Origin of the sequence: Peribacillus sp. YIM B13472 (assembly GCF_042788005.1) — a bacterium.
Taxonomy (GTDB): domain Bacteria; phylum Bacillota; class Bacilli; order Bacillales; family DSM-1321; genus Peribacillus; species Peribacillus simplex_E.
The window spans coordinates 1-24,976 of the sequence record NZ_JBHZPG010000020.1 but is presented as its reverse complement, the minus strand read 5'-3'; the positions used below and the strand labels follow the sequence as shown (position 1 = coordinate 24,976).

The 24,976-nt window shown below is 37.2% G+C and carries 18 protein-coding genes and 3 pseudogenes; 14 read left to right on the top strand and 7 right to left on the bottom strand.

From position 1 onward, the window contains the following. Nucleotides 1–24 precede the first annotated feature (24 nt). Nucleotides 25–213: a hypothetical protein gene (locus ACFX4I_RS15930; protein ID WP_309518923.1), complete on the bottom strand. Its 189-nt coding sequence runs from the start codon at nt 211–213 to the stop codon at nt 25–27. A 517-nt stretch (nt 214–730) separates the two neighbouring features. On the opposite strand from ACFX4I_RS15930, the gene ACFX4I_RS15925 reads away from it, so the two are divergent. Further along, on the top strand, nt 731–1,303 hold the full coding sequence (locus ACFX4I_RS15925) for a site-specific integrase (RefSeq protein ID WP_194719377.1): 573 nt from the start codon (nt 731–733) through the stop codon (nt 1,301–1,303). A 596-nt stretch (nt 1,304–1,899) separates the two neighbouring features. On the opposite strand, the gene ACFX4I_RS15920 is transcribed toward ACFX4I_RS15925, so the two are convergent. Together ACFX4I_RS15920 and ACFX4I_RS15915 are read right to left on the bottom strand one after the other, a co-directional pair. Continuing rightward, the gene (locus tag ACFX4I_RS15920; protein WP_283933026.1) at nt 1,900–2,610 is read right to left on the bottom strand and encodes a Dph6-related ATP pyrophosphatase; all 711 of its coding nucleotides are present in this window, start codon (nt 2,608–2,610) and stop codon (nt 1,900–1,902) included. A gap of 348 nt (nt 2,611–2,958) precedes the next feature. Next, complete coding sequence (locus ACFX4I_RS15915; RefSeq protein WP_230302682.1) at nt 2,959–3,354, bottom strand: GyrI-like domain-containing protein; 396 nt, start codon at nt 3,352–3,354, stop codon at nt 2,959–2,961. A 325-nt stretch (nt 3,355–3,679) separates the two neighbouring features. Between ACFX4I_RS15915 and ACFX4I_RS15910 the strand changes: the two genes are divergently transcribed. The 5 genes from ACFX4I_RS15910 to ACFX4I_RS15890 all read left to right on the top strand — a co-directional run bounded on the left by ACFX4I_RS15910 (nt 3,680) and on the right by ACFX4I_RS15890 (nt 8,366). After that, nucleotides 3,680–4,354 carry a GntR family transcriptional regulator gene (locus ACFX4I_RS15910; RefSeq protein ID WP_283933024.1) on the top strand — a complete coding sequence of 225 codons (675 nt, stop codon included), beginning with the start codon at nt 3,680–3,682 and terminating at the stop codon, nt 4,352–4,354. Nucleotides 4,355–4,368: 14 nt separating this feature from the next. Continuing rightward, nucleotides 4,369–5,586, top strand: a complete 1,218-nt coding sequence (gene lhgO / locus ACFX4I_RS15905; protein WP_309518924.1) for an L-2-hydroxyglutarate oxidase — start codon at nt 4,369–4,371, stop codon at nt 5,584–5,586. 29 nt (nt 5,587–5,615) lie between these two features. Continuing rightward, nucleotides 5,616–5,957, top strand: a complete 342-nt coding sequence (locus ACFX4I_RS15900; RefSeq protein WP_283933022.1) for a DUF3870 domain-containing protein — start codon at nt 5,616–5,618, stop codon at nt 5,955–5,957. Between the two features lie 328 nt (nt 5,958–6,285). After that, complete coding sequence (gene glaH, locus ACFX4I_RS15895; protein ID WP_377421684.1) at nt 6,286–7,224, top strand: glutarate dioxygenase GlaH; 939 nt, start codon at nt 6,286–6,288, stop codon at nt 7,222–7,224. A 380-nt stretch (nt 7,225–7,604) separates the two neighbouring features. Next, a complete protein-coding gene (locus tag ACFX4I_RS15890) occupies nt 7,605–8,366 on the top strand; it encodes a hypothetical protein (RefSeq protein ID WP_377421682.1) in 762 nt (253 codons plus the stop codon). 699 nt (nt 8,367–9,065) lie between these two features. Here the strand turns inward: ACFX4I_RS15890 and ACFX4I_RS15885 are convergent. After that, nucleotides 9,066–10,184, bottom strand: coding sequence for an NAD(P)/FAD-dependent oxidoreductase (locus ACFX4I_RS15885; RefSeq protein ID WP_230303351.1), 1,119 nt, complete (start codon nt 10,182–10,184; stop codon nt 9,066–9,068). A gap of 172 nt (nt 10,185–10,356) precedes the next feature. Here ACFX4I_RS15885 and ACFX4I_RS15880 point away from each other — a divergent pair, with 172 nt between their 5' ends. After that, a complete protein-coding gene (locus ACFX4I_RS15880; protein ID WP_377421680.1) occupies nt 10,357–10,950 on the top strand; it encodes a branched-chain amino acid aminotransferase in 594 nt (197 codons plus the stop codon). A gap of 452 nt (nt 10,951–11,402) precedes the next feature. Here ACFX4I_RS15880 and ACFX4I_RS15875 read toward each other — a convergent pair whose 3' ends face one another. Both ACFX4I_RS15875 and ACFX4I_RS15870 read right to left on the bottom strand, forming a co-directional pair. Further along, nucleotides 11,403–11,897, bottom strand: a complete 495-nt coding sequence (locus ACFX4I_RS15875; RefSeq protein ID WP_230303353.1) for a DinB family protein — start codon at nt 11,895–11,897, stop codon at nt 11,403–11,405. 150 nt (nt 11,898–12,047) lie between these two features. Beyond that, a pseudogene (locus ACFX4I_RS15870) lies at nt 12,048–12,209 on the bottom strand (IS1595 family transposase); the annotation flags it as partial. Between the two features lie 159 nt (nt 12,210–12,368). Between ACFX4I_RS15870 and ACFX4I_RS15865 the strand changes: the two are divergent. Both ACFX4I_RS15865 and ACFX4I_RS15860 read left to right on the top strand, forming a co-directional pair. Next, entirely contained in the window at nt 12,369–13,307 is a 939-nt protein-coding gene (locus tag ACFX4I_RS15865; protein ID WP_230303354.1) for an MBL fold metallo-hydrolase, read from the top strand. Between the two features lie 206 nt (nt 13,308–13,513). After that, a pseudogene (locus ACFX4I_RS15860) lies at nt 13,514–14,323 on the top strand (MFS transporter). 81 nt (nt 14,324–14,404) lie between these two features. Here the strand turns inward: ACFX4I_RS15860 and ACFX4I_RS15855 are convergent. Beyond that, nucleotides 14,405–16,012 (bottom strand): FMN-binding glutamate synthase family protein, encoded by a 1,608-nt coding sequence (locus tag ACFX4I_RS15855; RefSeq protein ID WP_230303355.1) that lies wholly within the window; start codon nt 16,010–16,012, stop codon nt 14,405–14,407. Between the two features lie 976 nt (nt 16,013–16,988). On the opposite strand from ACFX4I_RS15855, the gene ACFX4I_RS15850 reads away from it, so the two are divergent. The 5 genes and pseudogenes from ACFX4I_RS15850 to ACFX4I_RS15830 all read left to right on the top strand — a co-directional run bounded on the left by ACFX4I_RS15850 (nt 16,989) and on the right by ACFX4I_RS15830 (nt 24,609). After that, nucleotides 16,989–18,134: a glycerate kinase gene (locus ACFX4I_RS15850; protein WP_377421678.1), complete on the top strand. Its 1,146-nt coding sequence runs from the start codon at nt 16,989–16,991 to the stop codon at nt 18,132–18,134. A gap of 701 nt (nt 18,135–18,835) precedes the next feature. Next, nucleotides 18,836–19,592 (top strand): annotated as a pseudogene (locus tag ACFX4I_RS15845) (GTP cyclohydrolase II). 626 nt (nt 19,593–20,218) lie between these two features. Then, complete coding sequence (locus ACFX4I_RS15840; protein ID WP_377421676.1) at nt 20,219–21,352, top strand: zinc-dependent alcohol dehydrogenase; 1,134 nt, start codon at nt 20,219–20,221, stop codon at nt 21,350–21,352. A gap of 676 nt (nt 21,353–22,028) precedes the next feature. Then, nucleotides 22,029–23,024 carry an asparaginase gene (locus tag ACFX4I_RS15835; RefSeq protein ID WP_309518930.1) on the top strand — a complete coding sequence of 332 codons (996 nt, stop codon included), beginning with the start codon at nt 22,029–22,031 and terminating at the stop codon, nt 23,022–23,024. A 151-nt stretch (nt 23,025–23,175) separates the two neighbouring features. Beyond that, entirely contained in the window at nt 23,176–24,609 is a 1,434-nt protein-coding gene (locus ACFX4I_RS15830; RefSeq protein ID WP_309518931.1) for an alanine/glycine:cation symporter family protein, read from the top strand. Nucleotides 24,610–24,976 lie beyond the last annotated feature (367 nt).

Here is a 24,976-nt window from a genome sequence, read left to right as displayed (position 1 = left end):
AAAGAAGGGGTAAACAGGGGGGATTTAGCGAGTTTGCAGCAGCATTATAGCAATGCTGCTCTGACTTTTTGAACCATCCATGAACTTATTGACCAGAAAGAAGGATTGAATGGTGGCTAATTTATCTTTAGTTACAATCCGGATACCTGGGTGCAGTGGCTCTTTTTTATTTTTGCGAATACTATATTTTTTCGTTGTCTGTTGGAGCAGCATTTCATTTGCCTTCGGAAGATATCGCAGCCCCCTTCAAGGTTCGTTTATTTTTACAGGAATGGATTGTAATTAATGCCGAACATTCCTTAGCATGGGGAAATCGGATTTTTTAAAATGGCGTTTCTCTTATATTAATATAGAAAGCAGACGATATTAAAAATCAGAAAAACAGTCTCGTTTAATATTGTATATTTTTGTAAAAAATATAATAAAAGTCGAAAAAACGAGCTTCATTTTTAGCTTTTAAAGCCGTTATTTTAATTCCCTAGAGTCATGAATCAGATTTTGGTTAAAAACGCTATATAAGGCTATATAGGCGGTTAATGGAGGTGGGTGGATTTTAAGCGATTATCGGGTTACTTTTATTAGAATATTCCGAATGTAACAAAGGACCTCTATTGATACATTCGAAAACGCGTTAAATCAGGGTTTATAAGGGTATCAAAATTTATAAAACTTGCCTTTTTTTCACCTGTTCACGTACAATGAAAGAAGGGGAAAGGAGAATGAGCCATTCATGCAAGCAACCTCTCAAAGAATAAAGAATGTCCAGCCGATACGCCGCTTGGATCACATAGAAAAGATGAAAAAGTCATTATTAAAATATTGCAGCTACAGGGATTATATGATGTTTTCAATCGGGATAAACATCGGGTTACGTATAGGGGATCTTTTACAATTGCGTGTGAAAGATATTCTTGAGGGTACGCATATAGTCATTGTGGAGCAAAAGACAGATAAAATTAAGCGATTCCTTGTCAATCCTCAGCTTCGAAAGGAAGTAAGGAAGTATGTCCGGAAATCGAACCTGAAAAATGAACAGTATTTATTTCCGAGTCGAAAAGGAAATGGTCCAATCACTAGGGTACAGGCCTATCGGGTCCTGAACAAAGCCGCTGAAATGGCAGACATTCCGGATGTCGGTACACATACCCTTCGAAAAACTTTCGGCTATTTGCATTATCAAAAATTCAAGGATATTGCTTTACTGCAGCAAATCCTTAATCATTCCAATCCAAAAGATACGATGATTTACATAGGACTCACACAGGATTTAATGGACGAAACATTAATGGATTTCTATTATTAACTGAAAAGGACGAAGTGCAACTCCTGTATACTCAGTATTTTTATATGGATATCACAGTCCTTCAATTGGGAGTTATTTCAGAGTAAACATTATTTCGATATAGCTGAATGGGTAGATAAAACTAGTATCATTGGTGTGGAGAAGTGAAAGGGCTTTCGGAATGGGATACGCACCTTTTGCTAGAAAATCGACTTCACTGGGGATTTTGAAAATTATAAGAGTTTTGGCCGAGTAATGAACAGAGTTTTAAATCAACCGAATGACTTCTCAAAAAAGACTAGAATATATAGTCTTTTTTTCTTGATATCAACAGTACTGATTTTTATAAAGAATCACTCGATTTAGTATATTAGAAACATTTATTTTTCTGAAATTCTGTTGTTTTCCTGTTTAACAATTAATGAAACAAAAAGTTATCAGTAATGAATTGTTGCCGCAAAATTAGGTTACTATAATAATGTTATGTTAACTATAACTCGATATTATCCTACTGTTATAGGACTCATCAGATGAACTGCACCTCAATCGTTAGAGAAAATCTCATAATTGGGGTGCAGTACAGAGTGGTTGCGAAAGGAATATTGGTAATTAGTTCGTTATAAGGTACTCATATCCGCCATCTTATCTAACTCCAAAGGCAAAAAAGCATATTCTCCGTCCTTAATAATCTCACATTTACGAACAGGAATTGGCTGTTTAAAAATAGGCCCATCTATTACTGTGGTATGGAACTCTCCACCTTCGCCACAGGGGTCAATGCCGCGAGCTTCAAGTTCCTTCACGTATTCATGGGTTAACTTTCGCCCTAAATCATCATCTCGCATTCCCAATGATAAATTAACGGTTACAATGATCGTTACAAATCCTAGATTCAAGAACTCTTCGACAGCTTCACGATGGTTCATTTCCCACAAAGGCATTCCAAGCTTCAATCCAGCATTCTTCGTAACCTTATCATGCCAACAGCCATGAGCGGGCATATCCAAGTCTCCAGTTACTAACACTTCAGCACCTTGATTTTTTGCCTTTTCTAATAGGCTCATAAATACTTCTTCATAATCACTCCAACTGGCAGCTGCAGTATATACGGGCAAACCTATAGAATCAGCTTGGGCATGTATGAGTTCCGGAGGCATTCCATGGGATCTGGAACGTTTTCCTTCTTCCTCCAGCATGACGATCAGTCCTGCAGGTTCACCAATCTTCATTGCTTTATATAGAGCTAAGACACTATCCTTTCCTCCGCTAAAAGAAGCTATGAATTTATGCCCGCGAGCACTATTTTTCCAATCGATTAATTCCGCCATTCATGTTTTCCCCTTTATTCTAATGACTTTTTGCCAATTTCAATTTTTATGTTTCACAACTATATTTGTTTGATTTTATCACGCTTGGAGCTTTAAGATAAAATATTAGTGCATTCTGATACAAAAAAACTATTATTAAAAGAGAAGTCCATCTCTAAGAAACTACTACATAATGGACTGAACAAGATAAATCATATTGCTAAAGGAGGATTTTCTCAAATACCTAGTGAATAAAGGTGAAATAAAAAGGCATGAGTCCCGGCGGGTGACGGGGTTCATGCCCTTAAGGATAGCTAAATAAAGTATCTACTTTTATGGCTTATTTCACATATTAGATGCTTTTATCACTTATATAATTGCAATATGTATTTCCACTTTTCCATCAGGATAATACTTTTCAAAATCCAGACTATATTTTCTGTTCAATTTTTTTTCTTCCTCCAGCTGCCATATCTTTTTCCAAGTTTCTCCTATGGAATGTTCATCTTGTAAACATTCGAACACCGCATATACTTGATCAGGAATGACCAATTTTTCATTCGATAGAGGGGTTTCGGTGGCTATAGCTAAAGTATAATCGCCACGATAGTTACTTTCGTACTGATGATATATCCCATATTTCAAATCATTTTCAATATCATGATCATTTGCTTTGCTCCATAGGGATCCGATTTTCTCGAAAAGTTCCTTATCCGAGAAATTATTAGTCCTTGTTTCGCCAATCATATAGACTTCTTTACTCAATTAATAACAACTCCTTTTTTGTATAAATTTGGATTTATTAACAATGATATCATATTGATACATTTTCATGTTAGGTTTCGGTTATAGTTCCTTGTTTGGAATTTGTGAATTTTAATGGTCATGAAAAGGAGTACAAAGTTGTTTAAATAGTTAAATATAAACGGGTGCCACAAATTATTTTCAGATGTGAATTAGATGTTTTCCTAATAAATTGTATCCAGTATTTTTAAAATTGGATACAATTTATTTAATTTTCAGTATTGTAATCGCTTTATATAGTTGATATAGTTAAAATTGTATCCAATATTGAAAGGTGGACGCTGAATTGGATAATGCTAATTCTGGAAGAGATAAATCAACAATCGTTAAAAATGTAACAAAAAGTCTTAGGAAAGCGATTTTGAATGGGACTTTGAAAAAGGGAGAGCGACTCATCCAAGAGGAATGGGCAGATCGCTTAGAAGTTAGCAGGATGCCCATTCGTGAGGCCCTTACACAGCTTCAACTGGAAGGGTTGGTGGAAATGGTTCCTCATAAAGGAGCAATCGTCACACCGATTACCAGGGATGATATTGAAGAAATTTATCATACCAGGTCCCTGCTTGAAGGCCTTGCAGTAGAAAAATCACTTCCTTACTTAACAAAGGAGGACAAAGAAAAACTAAAGGGAATTTTGATTGAAATGGAAGGAATTCAGTTATCTGATGAAACCAATGAGCATTATATCCTTTTGAATGCGGCTTTTCATGAAACCCTCCGAAAAGGGTGCCCATGGCCAAGGGTTCAAAAAATGGTAGAAACGCTAGGAATCTCACCCATTGCGCCGAATTTGCTGATTGATTATTACCCAGAAACGCAACGGGAACACCGGATGATATATGAAGCGGCACTAAGAGGGGATCCTGCAGAACTAAGGGCAGCAGTAGAATTTCACATCTTACGGACTAAGAACAATTTAATTACGTATATGGAGTTGCTGAATATTAAAAATCATCAATAAAAGGAGTGTTAATTGTGTATGATTTCGCAATTGTTGGCGGAGGAATTGTAGGTTTATCGACGGGAATGGCACTTTACCAGCGTTTTCCTAATGCTAAAGTGGTAGTCATTGAAAAAGAGGCTGTTGTTGCAGATCATCAAACGGGACATAACAGCGGCGTCATTCATTCAGGAATTTATTATAAACCGGGCAGTTTTAAGGCACGGTTTGCCCGTCAAGGTAGCAAATCAATGACGGAATTCTGCCGGACGCATGGAATTGAACATGATATTTGCGGAAAGGTCATTGTTGCAACAAAGCCAGAAGAGTTGCCCCTTTTAGATGATTTATATTCTCGCGGTTTGCAAAATGAACTGGCTATACAAAGAATCGGTGTGGATGAGTTAAAGGAAATCGAACCCCATGTTAACGGGCTTGGTGCGATTCGCGTCCCGCAAGCCGGCATCGTCAATTATCGTGAGGTAAGTGAAAAGATGGCGGATATCATCCGGGGCAGCGGCGGTGAAATTAAACTGAAAACAAAGGTCGAGAAGATTGACGAGGATTTTGATGATGTCATCATCGATACGAACAACGGTACCATTAAGGCAAAAATGGTCATTAATTGCGCAGGGTTGCACAGTGACCGTATCGCAGCGGCAGCTGGGTATAAAACGGATATGAAAATTGTCCCGTTTCGCGGTGAGTATTTTAAACTGAAGCCCGAAAAACGCTTCCTTGTCAATCATTTAATTTATCCGGTACCTAACCCGAAGTTTCCATTTTTGGGGGTTCATTTTACGCGGATGATTAGCGGAGAAGTAGATGCCGGTCCAAACGCTGTACTAAGTTTCAAACGAGAAGGTTATAAGAAAACGGACTTCAATGCGAAAGATTTAACTGAAGTTTTAAGCTATAAAGGTTTTTGGAAACTGGCTAGTAAATTCATGAAGGAAGGGATGGATGAATATGTCCGTTCTTTTAGTAAAAAGCAATTTACGAAAAGCCTGCAGGAGTTAATTCCGGAAATTCAAGAAGATGATTTAATCCCTGCACCTGCTGGAGTACGGGCCCAGGCGTTACAGGATGATGGTAATATGGTGGATGATTTTCATATTATAATGGGGAAACGGACCATCCATGTATGTAATGCACCGTCACCTGCTGCAACAGCCTCAATTGAAATTGGAAAAGAGGTTGTTAACCGCATTCCGGAACAATCACACTTATTGGAATCTGTATTGACAAAATAAAATTCGTTAAAGAGAGAGGAAGAAGTCTCATGTTCAATGGTAAAACAATTTTCATTGCAGGTCATGCACGTTTACCTCAAGGGATGGCAGCGAAGAGTGTTTTTGAAACACTGACCATCACTGCAGAAGTCGATGCTAAATATGGGGTTGTCCTGGAAGCTTCCTGTACACTGGCAACAGAGCATGGCCGTGAATTTATTGGGCGTTTATTAAAAGGGATCAGTTTAAATGATGGTGTTGATGACGCGATAGAATCAATTCAATCTTATTATCGGGGGAAAGCGGCTAATGCATTGATTGCTGCCTTGAAGGACCTGGATCTCCATTTTCAGCAAATTAAAGCAGGAGATAAATCGAAACAACCAAGATAGGAATATGATTTTATCAGAATAATATGTTAAAAGTGTTGACAATTTTACGAAAAAACGTTTTAATGAAATTAAGCCAATATTATGACATTAACACCTTTTGGAAAATACCTTTTCAGGATCGTGTAAAGATCATATTGATTGGAAACAGGAAAAATAAATCATACATAAACTGCATATTCGCTGTGACTCTATTCGCATAGAGCAGTGAAGTGAATATAAGCCAGTTGTACAGTTTGATTCCTATTTTATTTGGGATCATGTGCGACTGGCTTTTTATATTTCCCGTTAACTTTGTCACCTATATTACAAATAACAGGAGGAATTATTCATGAACATTGCAGAAAAAAAGAGAGCTAAGTTCGAAAGGAAAACAGAAAAGTACGAGGTGAAAGTTCACCCTCAATCCAGCCGTTTGTATCATATTGAAATTTCAAAAGAGGCAATTGCCGCTTTTTTAGAAACCGTATCGAAGGATAATCAGTCTGTTCAGCATCTGGAATATACACCATATGCACGACTCATCATTGCTTCATATCTATTGGATCAAGTGGGTGAAGATTTTGGTGAAGTGCTTCGGAACATTGTTCATGATCGGGAATCCGGCGGCTTCACCCTAGGCTTGGAGGGTGTCACGGAAAACACGGATGAATACGTCATTTTTGCAACGGCCATTTCATACTTGCTGGGAACTCCAAATCATGATGCAATGTCAGGAAAATATTATGCCCGCTTTAGTGTTCAAGACACGGATAGCAGTGATTCGTATTTGCGTCAGGCTTATCGTTTATTTACTCTTCATACGGACGGCACATTTGTAGATGAACCGACGGATTGGTTACTAATGATGAAGATGATCGAACAAAATGCCCGCGGGGGCGAATCACGTTTATTGCACTTAGACGATTGGAAAGAGCTTGATATGTATGTGAATCATCTATTATCCAGCCACAAATTCACGTATAAGGCTCCAAAAAGCAAGAACATTGATCAGGAGATTGGAAGATTGACTTTCTTCAATCATAATAACAAACCTGGTATATGTTTTATCGATCAATTCGTTTATCCTGAATCAATCGAACAAGCCAAATACTTACGCGATTTATCCAATTCATTAGAAAGCGATGAAAGTGTCCTTGAACTCGAACTGCCTGTTGGAGATTTAGTTGTTGTAAATAATATATTCTGGCTTCACGGACGCGCTGCATTTGAAAAAGACCCGAACCTGAACCGTGAATTACTTCGCCAGCGCGGAAGATTCAATCAATAGTTTCATTTTGTAAACCCAAATTTTTATTCATCCCCAAACACCATTTTTAAGATAAATTCTTTTCAACCGAAGGGTTGGAAAGCAATTTATCTTTTTTTTAAGGTTCAGTTAAAGAGTAACGTTGTTAATGGAAGGGTATCCGCTTTTTATATAAGAGAGAGTCAGGCACATTCCAATACATGTTTATCAAGATTTTCTCATCATTTTGGAGAGAAAAATCCACATTATATAACAACAAGTGGCTAATCCATTCGGCAAAAGAAAATAGCTTTTCCAAATGTCTTCATAACGCAGAACGCACCCTGTGCTCGTTGACGAACCTTCTTTTCTGATATACTGATATGGCCAAAATAAATTGAAGAAAGAGGGGATGGTATTTTATGGGAATCAATAATTTTTCTAATTTTACGCAATTTAAGGACTTAATTAATGCTTTACCTGCTGATTATACAGATAAAATGATACAGAGCGAACAATTTTTGCTTGAAAGAGATGAAAAGAAAAAACTCGAAATCTATTACGCACCTTTCGAATATATAAATGAACGGGCCAAAGTGGTGATTGTCGGAATCACTCCTGGTTTACATCAAATGAAAAAATCTTATTCTACCGTAATTAATGCAAGAGGGCATTTACATAGCGATGAAGAGATCCTGCACGAAGTAAAAAAGAATTCCAGTTTTGAAGGAACGATGAGAAAAAATTTGGTTCAAATGTTAGATGAGCTTGGATTACACACATACTTAAACATATCGTCCACACAGGATCTTTTTAATGAAGCTAGTCACCTCGTTCATACTACCTCCGTTTTAACCTATCCAGTCTTTTATAACGGGAAAAACTACAGTGGAACGACACCGAACATTTTAAAGACCGAGTTGCTTAAAAAAAATATAATGGAAGGCTTTGCTACCGAAATAGGTACCATTGAATGCCCGCTTATTATTCCTTTAGGCGTTAATGTTTCCAAGGTCTTAAACTATTTAGCGGGTCAAGATTATTTGGATGCTAACAACATACTTCTAGGATTTCCTCATCCATCTGGAGGAAATGGTCATCGACATAAGCAATTTGCAGCAAATAAAGAGCAAATGAAAATGATGTTACAGCACTATTTTTCAAAGGAAATGACCATTGGTTAAAGTGGATGGCTAAATGCTCAATGAAACTCTATATAGGTATTAAAGGATGGGAAACATTTGATTAGGTCTTTATTTCATCTAATGATGTTAAAAGTAAAATTAACTATTTACTAGTGATATTTTGGAGATTATAATAAGAACAAATGTTCTTTATTGTAGGAGGCATTAACATGGATGAACTAGAGGAATTTTTAAAATCACTTACTATTGAAGAGTTAAAAGTTATTTATGAAGAAGTACGTGGACCTGATATTAATAAATAGATGAAAAAAATTTGAAATAGAAGATACCTATTTTTTCATATCATAAAATGGAAAAATAAATCGATATATTATTTTATTGAATACGATTAAAGTAAGTAACTGAACCATCAACAGTCAAGTATGAGAGAAAAAATGTATGGGTGGTTATTTGTGGCTTCAACAATTTCTTTTAGAGAAAAACCATTTCGTATAAACGATGTTTGCTGCGCAAGCAAATATAGTTCAATGGTACATAGAGATTAGCGGTAGTTTTGAATTGATGAATTCATCAAATTTTCTCAAGAATGTCCCTGCTCGAAAAATTAAAGTATTTAAAATCAAGGACCCATTAAAGGTCCTTGATTTTTTATGAGAGGACCATGTGAAAAAAACTGATCTGGATAATTTTCAGATCAGTCGAAATTCATCATTAAGCCAATAGGTAATGATTTGGAAGTTATGTGAAAAGTGCACCTCTTACATCATAATTTTCTATATCGATTTCGATTTTTCTATCAAGTGCGAGTTTTGCCAATAGGGAGCCTAAATATGGACCCATTGTTAAACCGGAAGCTCCAAGACCATTGGCTACGATTATGCCTTCCCAGTCAGGTAAAGGACCCATGACCGGAAGGAATCCCGGCGTGAATGGGCGAAATCCGACCCTTGCTTCAACAAACGTACTATCCGTCAAACCGGGAGCTGTTTGCAAGGCTTTGTTGAAAACTTCCTGCAGCCCTCCTGCGGTCATTCGGTTATCGAAAACTTCCGTATTTTCATGAGTAGCCCCCGCAACGATTTTATTATTATCGAAAGCCAAAAGATATTGATCACTCGGAGGCATGACTACAGGCCAGTTATTCGTATTTTCATTTGGCGTTTCCAGATGAATGATTTGAGCCTTTTGGAAGGTGACTTGAAAATTCACGCCCAGTGGCTTCAGTAATTCCGGTGCCCAAGCGCCAGCACAAACAATCACTTTATCAGCTGGTATGAATTCATCTCCAAGTGTTACACCTGTCACTTGTGCACCGTTGTATGAAAGTATAGCCTCACCATACAAAAGTCTTGCACCGTTTTTTTGTGATGCCCGCAATAAGGAATCACGAAGTGCGCGTCCATCAACCCGCGCGGCACCACTCACGTGAACGGCTGCATATTCACTGGAAAGAGGCGGGAATAAGGCACGTGTCTCCTCTGCGGAAAGTAATGTGATCGCCCCAATCTCCGGTGCATCTTCTTTCCGTTTTGCCGCCCGGTTCTTCATGGCATTCAATTTAGCTTCATCTGTATGTAGACTTATGGCCCCGACTTGGGCATAACCAGTTTCTGTTTCCCCGTCCCGTTCAAGTTCTTCAATTAAACCGGGATAAAAAGCCGCCCCATTTTTGGCAAGGAGATACCAAGCTTGGTTGCGCCTTTGCGATATCCACGGGCAAACGATTCCTGCAGCAGCAGATGTTGCCTGACCGACATCTTGACGGTCAATAATGATCACGTCAGCCCCATTTTTAGCCAACTGATAGGCAGTTGAAGCTCCCAAAATTCCTGCACCAACTACAATGATTTTTTGCATATTCAACATCTCATTTCTCTCATATGTATAAACGCTTACCACTACTATATCGAAGACACGAATTGATTGCTACAATCGATATTGTAATTTCTTTCACAAAGTTATTTTATCTATAGGGAATATGCTATGATTGAAATTGCGAGAGCTTGAAAAGATACTAGGAGGACAAATCATGTTAAAAAAACAAATGGAATCATACATATCAAAATCCGTAATCGAAAAAAAGGTTGAGTTGTTTAAAGAAGAAAAGGATTATGTAGAAAAGCATAAATTAATTGCCGATGAAATCATTATAGTGGAAAAAGAAAATGCATCCCGTTTTACAGATGCTTATATGGAGCGCAGTAATAAAGAGAGCGAAGAATTAATTTCTGAAGAGAACTCTGCATTTTTATCACAACCGATCGAGTATTTGAAAAAAAACAAAGATGAATTCCTTTATTTTGAATCACAATGGTTCGATTTAATCGGTGTTGAGGCACTTTCGTTAGAAGTCGATGATGTTTTCGGTACATATAACGCGATGTTCGGATTGAAATTCCAGAAAAAAATGGGTGAAGTTTTAAAAACGTATTTAACTAAGGAACTTCAAGGAGGAATTGGATCGTTCAGTTTAATGTTTAATCAGGGCGACGGGCTATGGGACGTGAATTTTGCCTTGGATAACATAAAAGGGTTTAGAGAAAACATGTCATTAGAAGAAGCTTTTAATTTAATTTATCATTTTCTTTTTATCCTTGTTCAAACAATCGAGGAAGATATGTAAAACGAGGTGCCGCCTTTAATTTTAATGGCGGCAGTTTATAGACAAAAGGGTTTCGGAATGCTCTTATTCCGAAACCTTTTTGGTTTTTTATTGGATTTGAAGCAGTAATAGAGAATAATAACTGGATCATACCTGGGTGTCATAACTCTGAATACATATCTTCCACCAAGTCATACATGAAAGAGAAACAATGGCTGTCTCCAGTTTACGCAAATGGTTCGGTGGCATCAGTCGATCTATGGTAATCATTTCAAGTTGATTTCGCTGAATAGAATCATGTTTAGAAAGCACCCTTATCACCTCAAGTTTAATCCTTCTATATTTTTAGGCTTTGTTAAGTAGTATTGTTGTTTTTCGGGTATAAAATATGGGAACGTCCGATTTGGACGTTCCCGTTCTTATGCCATTAAAGCCCCCGATAATGGAATAACTGTAAAGCTAACGAAGCTTTTTTAAAAGCTGCGTTTCCCTGCCCAAGCTCCTTGCATTTTACTAAGGAATACAATTTGCCCAATATGATATGCGTCGTGCATTGCTAAACTCTTCAGTTCAAGCACTAATGAATTATCTTCTCCTGGGATCTGTCTATACAAATCTTCATGTTCTGATTTTGCTAGTATTTTTCCAAGTTCACGATGAACATAAAAGTATTCTTGTTTTGTTTCCTTCCAATTTTCTAACGTCTCAGTTGGTAATCGAAATGTAGAATCATTATTTTCTGCCTGTGGTTCATTCGCTGTTTCACCAAGAAATCGCATCAGAAATCTCTTTTCATAGAAAAGTAAATGACAAACTAATTCCCAAATGGAATTCATTGCCCCATCAGCTGGTTTCCAAATTGCCTGTTCAAAAGTGATATCCTCTAGCACTTTTTCAAGTGGTGGAAACCAGTCTTCTTCATCTAAGCAGCTTGCCCATTGCTGTAACAAAAGTGTTTTTACATCCATTTTCTATTCCCTCCAATTTAATCCCTTTAATAGATAATCCATTTGGTCAAAATCCATTTGCGGCGTGTTGTAGAGAGCTCACTAATTAATGTGTCATGCCAATTCCTTGTTCAATTAAACTGGCCCCTTAACGGAACAATAAACGTTCCGTTATTTGGAAAATTCTGATAACCTTAGTTTATCATAAGTTGTGTTAACTGAGAAAGAACAACTGTCTAAAACCATTTTGGTTATCGTAAAGTTATCTTTTATATGTTTGATGGTGTCTAAGAATTGGAACCAGCTCAAATAATGGTTTAGATATTTAGTCGCTTCTGAAGTTTAATGGAATGGCTATGGATATCGATTAAAGGAACTTGAAAGAATTCGTCGAATTGATTAATGATATACCTTTATTTAATAAACTTAAATATTTTGTTTTTTGATTTTTTGTTCATGTAAATAAAGTTACATAGGAAGGGGAAGTTATACTTGCTGAATGAATTGAAAGTTACTCAAGTTACCATTCCAATGCCTTTTAGGTTGGATCATGTACATTGTTTCCTGGCAGAAGGTAAAAAAGGGTGGACAATCATTGATACAGGATTAAATAACAAAACGACAAAGGCTTTATGGAACCCAATTATCGAAAAACACGATATTACCGATATTATCATCACCCATTATCACCCAGATCATTTCGGATATGCAGGGGCATTACAACAATTAACCGGTGCGGATGTTTGGATGACACAAGTAGATGAATATGCGGGAACTACGTATTGGGAAACGGATTCGCTGAATCTGCTTAAAGAAAATTATAAAGCATGTGGTTTGGAAGACGAGGTAGCCGTCGCCTTATCCAGTGACGAAAGTGGATTCATGCCTCAAGTAAAACCCTATCCTACCGTAAATCATCATCTTGAAGAAGGAATGAAGCTGCATTTTGGCAAATATGAGTATGAAGTGATTTTCACGCCGGGACACTCTGATGGCCTGATATCATTATACAATAAGGAAAAAAGTGTCCTTTTCTCGACAGATCATATATTGCCCAAGGTATCTCCAAATATTTCTTATTGGTTTAAAGGTTTCTGCAACCCATTGGAAGAGTTTTTTACTTCTTTGAAAAAAATACAAAAGCTGGCCGTTGAATATGTCGTCCCTTCACATGGGAAACCGTTTCAAAATGCCAATAAAAGAATTGTTGAATTGTTGGACCACCATCAGGACAGGTTACATGTAATTCATGAAAACATGAAAGAGCCGATTTCTGTAAAAAGTGCTTGCCATATCTTATTTGGAAATCTGCCCATTCACGAAACCAGGTTTGCTGTTGGTGAAACATTGGCCCACCTTGAATACCTTCTGTTGAACGACCAATGCAGAAAGTTTAAACGTGATGGCAAATGGTATTATCAATCCATTTGATATATTGAACATTGATTCCAGCTCATGTCATATGAGCTTTTTTTGCATTCAAAACGCAAGTCACACTCTCTTATATATACTAGTTAATGAAAAAGTTTAAGCGGTTTTGTTTACTTAAAAGGAAAAAATGTTATGTTTATTTTTAGATTATTATGAATATTTAATCGACGGAGAACGTTTACTGAAGACAGGTTGGGAGTTTTGAGATGAAGAACAAGTATATGAAAACAGCATCAGGAGTGTATATAAATTATTTCCTGTTAGGCATGGTCAATATCATGCTCGCATCGAATATGTCGTATTTAACGGAGCAATGGGATACAGATTATGCCGGGGTAAGTTATATCATCGCAGCTATAGGGGTGGGGAAATTACTTACATATGCCTTTACGGGATATTTGTCAGATAAAATCGGGCGAAAACCATTAATTATTGCTTCATCATTGGGAATGGCTATCTTCTTGATCGGTATTCCATTATCACCAAATTATCACTTGGCTTTTGTTTTTGCCATCCTTGCAGGTTTCGCTAATTCGTCAATGGATGCCGGTTCATATCCCGGTTTAACGGAGCTTTTCCCAAGAGCTGCTGGTTCTGCCAGTGTACTGGTGAAAGCATTCATGTCTGCTTATCACGATTTATCCGATCATAACATTTATTTCAATCCTTACGATCCTTTTGGTTAAAGTACGATCATCGTTTCCATCACGGCATTTTTCATCGGACTTTCCACTGCGGGGATTTTTCAATTAGCCATTACGATAATGACCGAATTTTTCTGGAGAAAAAAAGGAACAGTGACCGGGATCGTGGCAACAGCTGCTGGATTGGCTTCTATAGTTATGCCGCTTGTAACGGGTTGGATGTCTAAAAGCGGGAATATATCAATCATCTTCATATTTGATGCATTCCTGTCTGTAACTGGTTTTATAGCTGCAGTTTATGTTTATTATCGCTATGGAAAGCTGATGGGTAAGGAAAAAGAGCAGAAAGGGGATATTCGTTTACATGCCTGATACATTTTGGAGCAGCTTAAAGTGGCTTCACTTATTGATAAAGTGAAAACCACCGCCCATCAAACTTGGGCGGTGGTTTTTTCATTGCCTTGCACCTATTTGTCCTTTTACTTCTTTCATGATATCTTCAAGGGATGTGACAATTCCTTTATCATCCTTATAGCTAATGTGCTTAGATTGAAAATGGATAGGTGAATCCAAACCAGCAGCCGCTGAGATTCGATATAATCCTTTTCTAAGGGTAACAAGAAAATTGACCACACGGTATTTCTTTTCATCGATGACAAGTGCCTTTTGCAGTTCCGGATCAGTGGTTGCTACCCCGACAGGACAAGCATTGGATTGACATTTCATCGTCTGAATACACCCTATCGCAATCATGAAACCACGTGCTATGTTAACAAGGTCGGCTCCCATGGCTAGGGCAATGGCGATTCTATCAGGCGTGAACAATTTACCGGAGGCGATGATTTTAACACGATCTCGGACGCCGTATTTTTCCAGTGTCGACACTAAAATCGGCAACGCGGATTTTAGCGGCAATCCTACGCTATCGATCAATTCCTGATAAGAAGCACCCGTACCGCCTTCACCGCCATCCAATGAAATGAAATCCGGACCTTTCCCGGTTTCTTTCATATAGCTAGCAAGCTCTTCGACACTGTCATTGCCGCCGATGACCATTTTGATGCCGACCGGGATGCCTGTATGTTCCCTGATTCTTTCAATAAAATCGCACATGGATTTTACGTCATTGAATTGATGAAAACGATTCGGACTATCGATCGCTTTGTACGGAACGACCTTACGGATTTCAGCGATTTCCGGATTCACTTTTTCAGCATCGATATGCCCTCCGCGAGTTTTGGCACCTTGAGCCAATTTGATTTCAAATGCTTTGATTTCTGGTATTTCGCTTTTTCTTTTTAACTCATCCCAATCCATTTCGCCCATACTATCACGAACCCCAAACATGGCTGGTCCGATTTGCATGATTATATCGACTCCGCCGGTTAAATGATAAGGAGAAAGTCCGCCTTCCCCTGTATTCATCCATGTGCCTTTTGCTGCAGCCAATCCCTCAGAAAGAGCAGTGATTGCGTTCTTCCCCAAAGAACCATAACTCATGGCGGACATGCCGATAAGACCTTTTAATCGAAAGGGATGCTTAGTGTTTGGGCCGATGATCACGGCATCTTCATCATCCAATAAGAATGCAGAGGATACTTCATCTCCCCATTTTTCTTCTCGCTGTGAGAAAAGCGGGTCTTTCATTAGAATGTATCGTTTAGTCGTCACTTTTGTTTCTCGATCGTATTTTTCTTCTTCGGCCAATTTTGGGAACATGCTATTCTTAACAAAGAAGCCTTCTTCATCAAAATCCCGTTTTGAACCAAAACCTACTACATCCCGTAAATATTTTGAACTTTTCACCATATGTTCATAGTCATCCCGGGAAAAGGGTTTTCCTTCGTTATCACTGTTAAACCAATATTGCCGCATTTCAGGCCCGATTTTTTCCAGAAAGTAACGTATTCTCCCGAGCACGGGGTAATTTCTTAAAATTGCATGATGCTTCTGCATGCGGTCAAAGAAAACCATATAAAGTAATAGGAAAACCAAAACGATGATAACGATGAAAATAACGGTAAATCCAAGGATAATTAAAATATTTGCGATGCCACTCATTCAAAATCCCTCCTGATATGCAAAAAAAATCATGTATTGTTAATCTACTCGGTAATTCGATCAATTATACAGATTTCCAATGCAAGGATTTAATAGGGATAGAATGAGTTAATATAAATAGACCGTCTTGTTCTACAATATCTTCAATTTCTCCTTTCGATTGTCTTACCCAAATGGCTAACTGCAAAGTTATGGCATCATGCAGCTCCTATGGAATATACCCGGTAATTACCTTGATTTTTTTATTTGGTATTTAAGGGCACATACCCCGACATTTAAGTTTCTAAGGAAAAATTGTTACAGCGTCTCGACCAACTTTTCAGATAAGTGCTCGTATCATTTCCTGAAATTTCCGTTTAATCCGCTCATCTATCCTTTCCAACAGTGCCTTTGTTTCCATATCAGTATATTAAGACTTGATTTGCTTTACCTAGTAAGAGTGCTGATTTAGCTTCCCGGAAAAAATGGGATTTGTATGATTCCTTTTCCACAATTGAGCCCAAACCGATTCGGATAACAAAGCCTTTTGCTTTTAATTGTTTGATGACTGTATCCAGTCTTTGGTCGATACTAATTCCAGAAACCGCAGTAGTTACGATGTGTCAAGATTTCCTGAGGCGATGATGGTTCCTTTATCATCCATAATAATAATATCTCGGTTGAATCTATTGATTTGACATTTTCCATGGTAGTTTCTTGGGTTGCAAATAGAATTTTAAGTTGTTATCAAGTTTTCGATAACAGAAAGGTATTCATTTTCATGCAAACAAGCTATGACTTATAATGAAAAAGGGGATGGTCGTTAGTTTAAGCCTTTAGCAATCTTAAACTTTAGGAAGTTGGGAAAATAACAGAATACTTACTGGTATAGCAAAAAAAACAAACAACATGTCATACTAATTTTCGTATAGAATGAACGGTGATTAAAATATTTCCAAAGATTATAATTAAAAATATATTCAAAGGGGGCCAGAACATGAAAATTGTTATTGCACCAGATTCCTATAAAGGAAGTTTGTCAGCATTAGAAGCTTCCAAAGCAATCGAGCGAGGGGTCAGGAAGGCACTGCCGGATGCGGAGACAGAATTGGTTCCTGTAGCGGATGGCGGGGAAGGTACGATGGATAGCCTAGTGGCAGCTACGAATGGTCGAAAAGTTGAAGTGACTGTTAAAGGACCTTTACTTGAAGACGTTCAGGCAGCATATGGAATCTTGGGTGATCAGGAAACATGCGTGATTGAAATGGCCAGTGCATCCGGACTGTGCCTAGTCGATCCAGATGAGTTGAACCCATTGATCACTACTACATACGGAACAGGGGAACTTATTCAAAAAGCATTGAATGATGGCTGTCGAAAGTTCATTTTAGCGGTAGGCGGAAGCGCTACCAATGATGCGGGTGTTGGAATGCTCCAGGCTTTGGGAATGAGGGTGTTTAATGAAGATGGTAAACCTCTGGGATTTGGGGGTGCTGAATTATCGCGGATATCAGAAATTAATACGGAAGATTTTGATTCCAGAATTGCAGATTCCGAGTTTTTGATTGCCTCGGATGTCCAGAATCCGTTAGTCGGTCCGGATGGGGCATCAAGTGTATTCGGACCTCAAAAAGGTGCCACTCCTGCCATGGTTGAATTACTTGATAAAGCTTTATCATCATGGGCTGATTTGGTGGAAATCAAGACAGGCATACACTTGCATGATAAATCGGGTGCTGGTGCCGCAGGTGGAATTGGAGGTGCATTTCAAGCCTTTTTCCCAGCAAAAACAAAAAGGGGCATCGATATTGTGTTGGAGCATACGAAAATGGCTGAAAAATTGTCCGATGCTGATTGTGTCTTTACCGGTGAGGGCCAAATTGATTACCAGACAGCTTCAGGCAAAACACCAATGGGAGTTGCACAAGAAGCCAAAAAACACGATATTCCAGTATTTGTTTTAGCAGGATCGATTGGAACTGGTATTGAAGTTTTATATGAACATGGAGTAACAAGTGTTCATAGTTTAGTGAACGCTCCTATGTCATTAAAGGAAGCTATGGAAAGAGGAGCTGAATTGTTGGAAAATTCAGCCGAACAAGTAATGCGGACTTTTTTTGGAGCGATTAAAAATAGGAGGTAATTAATTATTTTCTAAAATAGCTTCAAGTTAAAAATGAAGAAGAGCTTGAAACGATTGTATACTTTTTGAATAGGTTCGAAATAAATAATTAGCTTAAGAGATCAGTCCTCAAGGTTTATAAGAATTCATATTTAGTTAACTGTGGGCACTTTTTAAAATTGGTGACGATGCCTTTCCTATTTATCAAACGGGTACGTTAGCTGAAGTTCGGAGCTGTCATTAAGGCAGCTTTTTATTTATGTACTATCTGGGCAGATTAGTTCAAAGAACTGAAAAGGGGTGAAAGTGAATGAGTATAGTAAATTAACTAGATTTGCTTATCAAGTGTTAATTGATTTCCTATCTTTAACTCCCTTTATCAAAATTCATTGTAGTTGTTTTAAGACAGTTACTTACCCTATTTTATTTAATTACTGACGAACAGAACATTCAGTACACAATAGTATAGGTATACATAATTGAAATAAGAAGAAGTATGTTAATTATTCAAATTGACAAGCTTGAAAGAAGACAGAAAAAAACAGGTAGGAATGTTGCTGTCATTTGGGATAATCCCTTAACATTTTCTTGAAGTATCCATAAGAATAAATGGAGAGTAAAGGACGAATGCAAAGCAAAATAGTTCTAAGAAGCTGAGAAAAATTCTATTGGGATAAATTTTGCATCGATGCATAAACTAACTCAAAAAAAGATTGAAACGTATGTCCCATACAAAGTTTGATTCGAAAGTTCTTTCAGTTATAGAAGATAAAATTCGGTTAATTAAAATAGATAAAAAGGCCATTTATTTAGTTGGTCCCATTCGACTACCAGTTAACTTATATATGGGGAGACGGTAGTGTTCAAATGGTATTGTTGGCTAATTGTGACGAAGTAAGAGAAAAATATGAGTGAATTATTGAGAAATTATCTTCTGTTAATTTAGCTGAATTGCAACAATCAAGTGTGTTAGTATATGGTGACTTTTCATATAGTGATGATGCCATTATCAGAATGCATTCCATTTGTCATACAGGAGACATATTCGGCAGTATGCGATGCGACTGTGGTTATCAATTGAAAAAATCCATGAAAATGATTGTGGAACATGGTGTGGGTGCGTTGTTTTATCTAGCCAATCATGAAGGAAGAGGAATTTGCCTCTTTAATAAGCACTGGCTTATATCCTTCAGGAAAATGGCTATGATACAGTTGATGCTAATAAAAAACTGGGTTTTGTAGATGATTCCAGAAACTATAATGACGCGATACAAGTACTGAAAGCACTAAGATCCAAGCCGGTACACTTATAAAACCAATAACCCAAAAAAGCTGGAAGCACAGAAAAACGCTGGTGTGGAGGTTGCAGTTTGAAAGCCTTTATGGGGAGATATTTCGGAGTTTAATGAGAAATATCTCCAGACAAAGATAAAACGTTCAGGTCATTTAGAGGAAGAGAGGATTTGTCCAAATGACTAACCTTATCCTGCATCTATACCTATAATTGTTCCGGGCCTATACTAAAAAAATATAATATACTTAATTTACTTTTTTAATGTGAATTGTAGTTGTTTTATTTGGAAAGATAGATATGATCGCTATTTCTGAAGCAACTCCTTGTCAGCTTTTATGTGCGTTATTGGAGTAATTACTGCCGTTATCTATGTCTTGATGCTGTCGATGCAATAATTTTCCTGGATATTCCGAGAATTATAAGAAATACAACTTTTCTTGTGAAAAGTGCAAAAATAGAAAATAATCTTTGTTGAACTAGGGCCTTTCTTCATAATTAGAAGCTGGTCAGTAGCTCCTTTCTTATGCAACAAAAGGGGCAGATTGGTACACTAAGGGTTATGTAAAGGTTTGTTACCAGAAATTTATTTCCCCGAATTATTTCACGCTATATACACTTACAATAACTAATTCGAACGCTATCACCAAAATACGTCGCAATCAAGACAGTGCTCCTTTTTTATAAACCGTGCAACTTTATTAACTTACATAAAAATTATGCTAGGAGTGACTAAGTATATTATTTACTTTCCTTGCTGAACATAGTTAAGACTGTTAACAGAGAATATTAGAATTAGGAGGGCCAAGCATTTATGAAGGCTGTAACTTATCAAGGACCAAATCATGTACAAGTTAACCAAGTAGAGGATGCAAAAATAGAAAAAAAAGACGATATTATAGTTAAGATTACTTCTACTGCTATATGCGGATCTGATTTGCATTTATATCAAGGCAACATGCCATTACCCCCCGGATATATTATTGGCCATGAACCAATGGGTATTGTAGAAGAAGTTGGACCTGAAGTCACAAAAGTAAAAAAGGGAGACCGTGTTGTCGTTCCTTTTAATGTTTCATGCGGACATTGCTTTTATTGCCAACATGAAATGGAAAGCCAATGCGATAACTCAAACCCTCATTATGATTCTGGAGGATACTTTGGTTATACTGAAAAGTTCGGTAACCATCCAGGTGGTCAGGCTGAATATTTAAAAGTCCCTTTTGGAAATTTCACTCCCTTTGTTATCGAGGAATCATGCGAATTGGAAGATGAGTCACTGCTCTTTTTATCGGATGTTCTGCCAACAGCTTATTGGAGTGTAATAAATGCAGGTGTAAAATCAGGCGATACCGTTATCGTTCTTGGATGTGGACCTGTTGGGTTGATGGTACAAAAATTTGCCTGGATGAAAGGTGCAAAACGTGTGATAGCTGTCGATTACTTGGATTACCGGATCAATCATGCGAAAAAGATGAACAAAGTTGAGGTATTTGAGTTCACAAAATACCCCGATATGGGCGAACATTTAAAAGAGATTACTCATGGTGGGGCAGATGTCGTCATCGATTGTGTAGGTATGGACGGAAAGAAATCACCCCTAGAGTATCTGGAACAAAAATTCAAACTGCAGGGCGGAACCCTAGGACCTATTCAAATTTCTACTAAAGCTGTCCGGAAGTATGGGACAGTGCAAATGACTGGTGTTTACGGGGGTAACTATAATCTATTTCCATTAGGTGCATTTTGGATAAGAAATATTAATCTTAAAATGGGACAAGCTCCAGTCATTCATTTAATGCCAGAATTGTTTGAAAAAATAACAAATAACGAATTTGACCCAAGGGAAATTATCACACACAAAATGTCACTTGAAGACGCAAGTCATGGTTATCAAATTTTTAATAATCGTGAGGATGATTGTATTAAAGTCGTTTTAAAACCATAATCCGCTGGGAGCATGGCATTACGCAGAGTTTGTCTTGCAAAGGGAATTGTTACGATAACGCTGTTATGGAAAGTTTTTTTGGTATCATGAAATCGGAACTGTCTTTAAGGCAGTTTTTTCTTTATGGAACTAAATTGGCAGTTTAGTTAAATGAGAAATTGTTAAATAGAACAAATGCGATTCTTAAATTGATGGATCGCTTTTTTTGCGTGATATCTTTAAGGATACTGTTTTTTATTCTGGAGGCGTTATATTATCCGACATGGGATAAAATCAATTGTCTAAATTAAAGATTTTAAAATGGCATAAGAAAATTATTTTACATTATTTCACGAAATGATTCACGTATATAAAAACATTTAGAAAAAACTATAATATCATCTTTAAAAACATATAAACACGGAGATGTGTATAGGTTTTTAGGCTTAAACGTCTAAGTTGTAATTAAGTATCTTAATGAAATAAATTCAATATTTGTAATATAACTCAGCTAAGATTCGGGAAGAAAAAAAACATTCTTTGTTTTAGGGTACATAAATTGAATATTTTTATCTTGAATTTTTGTATTTATGTTACTATAATTACATGGAAAGTACGCGAATCGAATAAATGCATGCGAATAGAATACTTTCTTTGAAAAACATTTTGTAGTAAATAGATAGGGGAGTCATTATCATTGAAAAAATTAATGTTGATTACGACTGGTGGAACTGTAGCCTCACTTGAAGGAGAAAACGGACTTGCACCTGAACTGCATGCCGGTGATTTATTAAGTTACATACCTGAATTAAATGTACGTTGCCGTATTGATACGAAGGAGTTAATGAACATTGATAGCACCAACATGCAACCAGAGTTTTGGATAGACTTGGCAAATGTAATTTACGATCATTACGATCAGTACGATGGCTTTATTATTACTCATGGCACCGATACAATGGCTTACACATCAGCTGCACTTTCTTATATGTTACAAGATGCATCAAAACCGATTGTTATTACAGGTTCGCAAATTCCAATTTCGTATAGTAAAACAGATGCTAAACGAAACATTTCAGATGCCATTCGTTTTGCTTGTGAAGATATAGGTGGGGTATATATTGTATTTGACGGCAAAGTCATCCAAGGGACAAGAGCGATTAAACTTAGAACGAAAAGCTATGATGCCTTTGAAAGTATTAATTACCCGTATGTTGCATCGATGCATGCTGACCATATTGAATATAATAAATCCATTCATATCCAAAAAAAGAAACACATTCAATTAGATACATCACTTTGTACAGATGTGGCGGTTGTGAAATTACATCCTGGGATAAAACCAGAATTTTTTGACTGCTTAAAAGGTTTGTATAAAGGAGTGGTTGTGGAAAGCTATGGAAGTGGTGGTGTACCTTTTCAAGTGCGCAACATTTTAGCGAAATTGATTGAATTAACAGAGCACGGTGTATCGGTTGTCATTACGACTCAATGTCTAGAAGAAGGAGAAGACATGAGTATATATGAAGTTGGCCGGAAAATTGACCATGATCGTGTAGTACGTTCTAAAAATATGAACACAGAAGCAATCGTGCCGAAATTGATGTGGGTGCTAGGAAAAACAACAGATCCTAAAAAGGTAAAAGAAATGATGGAAACAACGATTGCAGCAGATATTTCGTTGAATTTTTGAAATACTGCCATTAAGTCTATTAACTCAAATATTTGGGCGCTATAAACTCCTGACTTTGGACAGACTTCATCAGTTGATGAAGTTGATCTTTTTTTACAGTGAAAAAACCATGTATCTTCTAAGCTAGTAAATTTTAATACGAGGTGTTTAAATGCAACAATTATTACATGATCTAATTGGCGTAACGAATGATTTCCTTTGGTCAAAATTATTAATTATTATGCTTGTTTCTTGTGGGATTTATTTCACATTTAAATTGAAATTTGTACAGGTTAGAATGTTAAAGGAAATGGTCCGTGTATTAATGGAAGGAAGAAAGGGTTCTAAAGACAGCGTTTCCCCCTTTCAAGCGTTCTGTATCGGTATGGCCGCTCGTGTTGGAACAGGTAATATCACAGGAATTGCGATTGCGATTGCATTAGGCGGTCCTGGAGCGATATTCTGGATGTGGATTATTGCAATTATTAGTTCGGCAACCAGCTTTATTGAAAGTACGTTAGCGCAAGTATATAAAGTAAAAGACAAAACTGGTTTCCGTGGTGGACCATCCTATTATATGGAAAAAGGATTGAACAAACGTTGGATGGGAGTATTATTCTCCATTTTAATTACGCTTTCTTTCGGTCTTGTATTCAATTCTGTACAATCAAATACCGTAACAATTGCTTTTGAGAACTCATTTGGTGCAGATCGGTTAACTGTAGGGATTCTCATGACACTTGCTTTCGCTGCGATTATCTTTGGCGGTGTGAAGCGTATTGCAAAAATTTCTGAATACAAGGTTATGATTCTAGGTGTGTTATACCTTGGAATGGCATTATTTGTCATAGCAATGAACATTACCAAAATGCCGGAAATTCTTTCTCTTATTATTAATAACGCGTTTGGCTTTGAACAACTAGCAGGCGGTTCAATCGGAGCTGCGTTCATGAATGGGGTTAAACGTGGTTTATTTTCGAATGAAGCTGGTATGGGGAGTGCGCCAAACGTTGCCGCAACGGCAAAAACAAGTCATCCGGTGAAACAAGGTCTTATTCAGGCATTTGGCGTATTGACGGATACACTGATCATCTGTACAAGCACAGCATTTATTATTTTACTTTCGGATGCTTATAAACAACCAGGGCTAACTGGTATTGCACTTACACAAACTTCATTAAGTGAACATATCGGTTCCTGGGCATCAGGTTGTCTTGCTATCTTTGTTTTCCTATTTGCATTCGGTTCGTTAATTGGTAACTATTATTATGGGGAAACAAATATTCGATTTTTACACTCAAGTAAAGTATGGTTGATTCTATATCGAATAGGCGCTTTCGCCATGATTGTATTCGGTTCGATTGCAAAGGTCGAGCTTGTATGGGATTTAGCAGATTTATTTATGGGCTTGATGGTTATCGTAAACTTAATTGCTGTTTTCTTATTATCAAAAGTAGCTTTTGCAGCATTAAGTGATTATATGAAACAGAAAAAAGCTGGTCAAGATCCTGTTTTTTATAAAGACAGTATTAAAGGTCTTGAAAATCTTGAATGTTGGGAGCACTCTCAAGATTCTGACACTTTTATTAAAAAGAAGACCATGTAAACATATAAAAAAGATGGACAGACATAAAGAACTATCCACCGCATACGTTTCCTTCTGACTGTTTTAAAGTAATAAGTATCCGTGCTTCAACTACATTTCCTTGCTTATTATTGAACTTTTCGATGAAATCGAATAAAGTCCTTTTAGTACTTCATCGAAAAAAATAATCTACCACAGGGTTCACTTTCTGAGCCATTGTTGAGCTATCTGTTATGGAGTTCGAATCTTCGGTGGAGACCCGAATGTTATATTTTCTAAGGTCAGTATACCTTAATCATCAAAGGAGGTTATTCATAATGCATGTGCTACAAAAAACACAAAAAATAGTTCGCTATCAGAATCAACAGGGCAATATACATTACGGTAT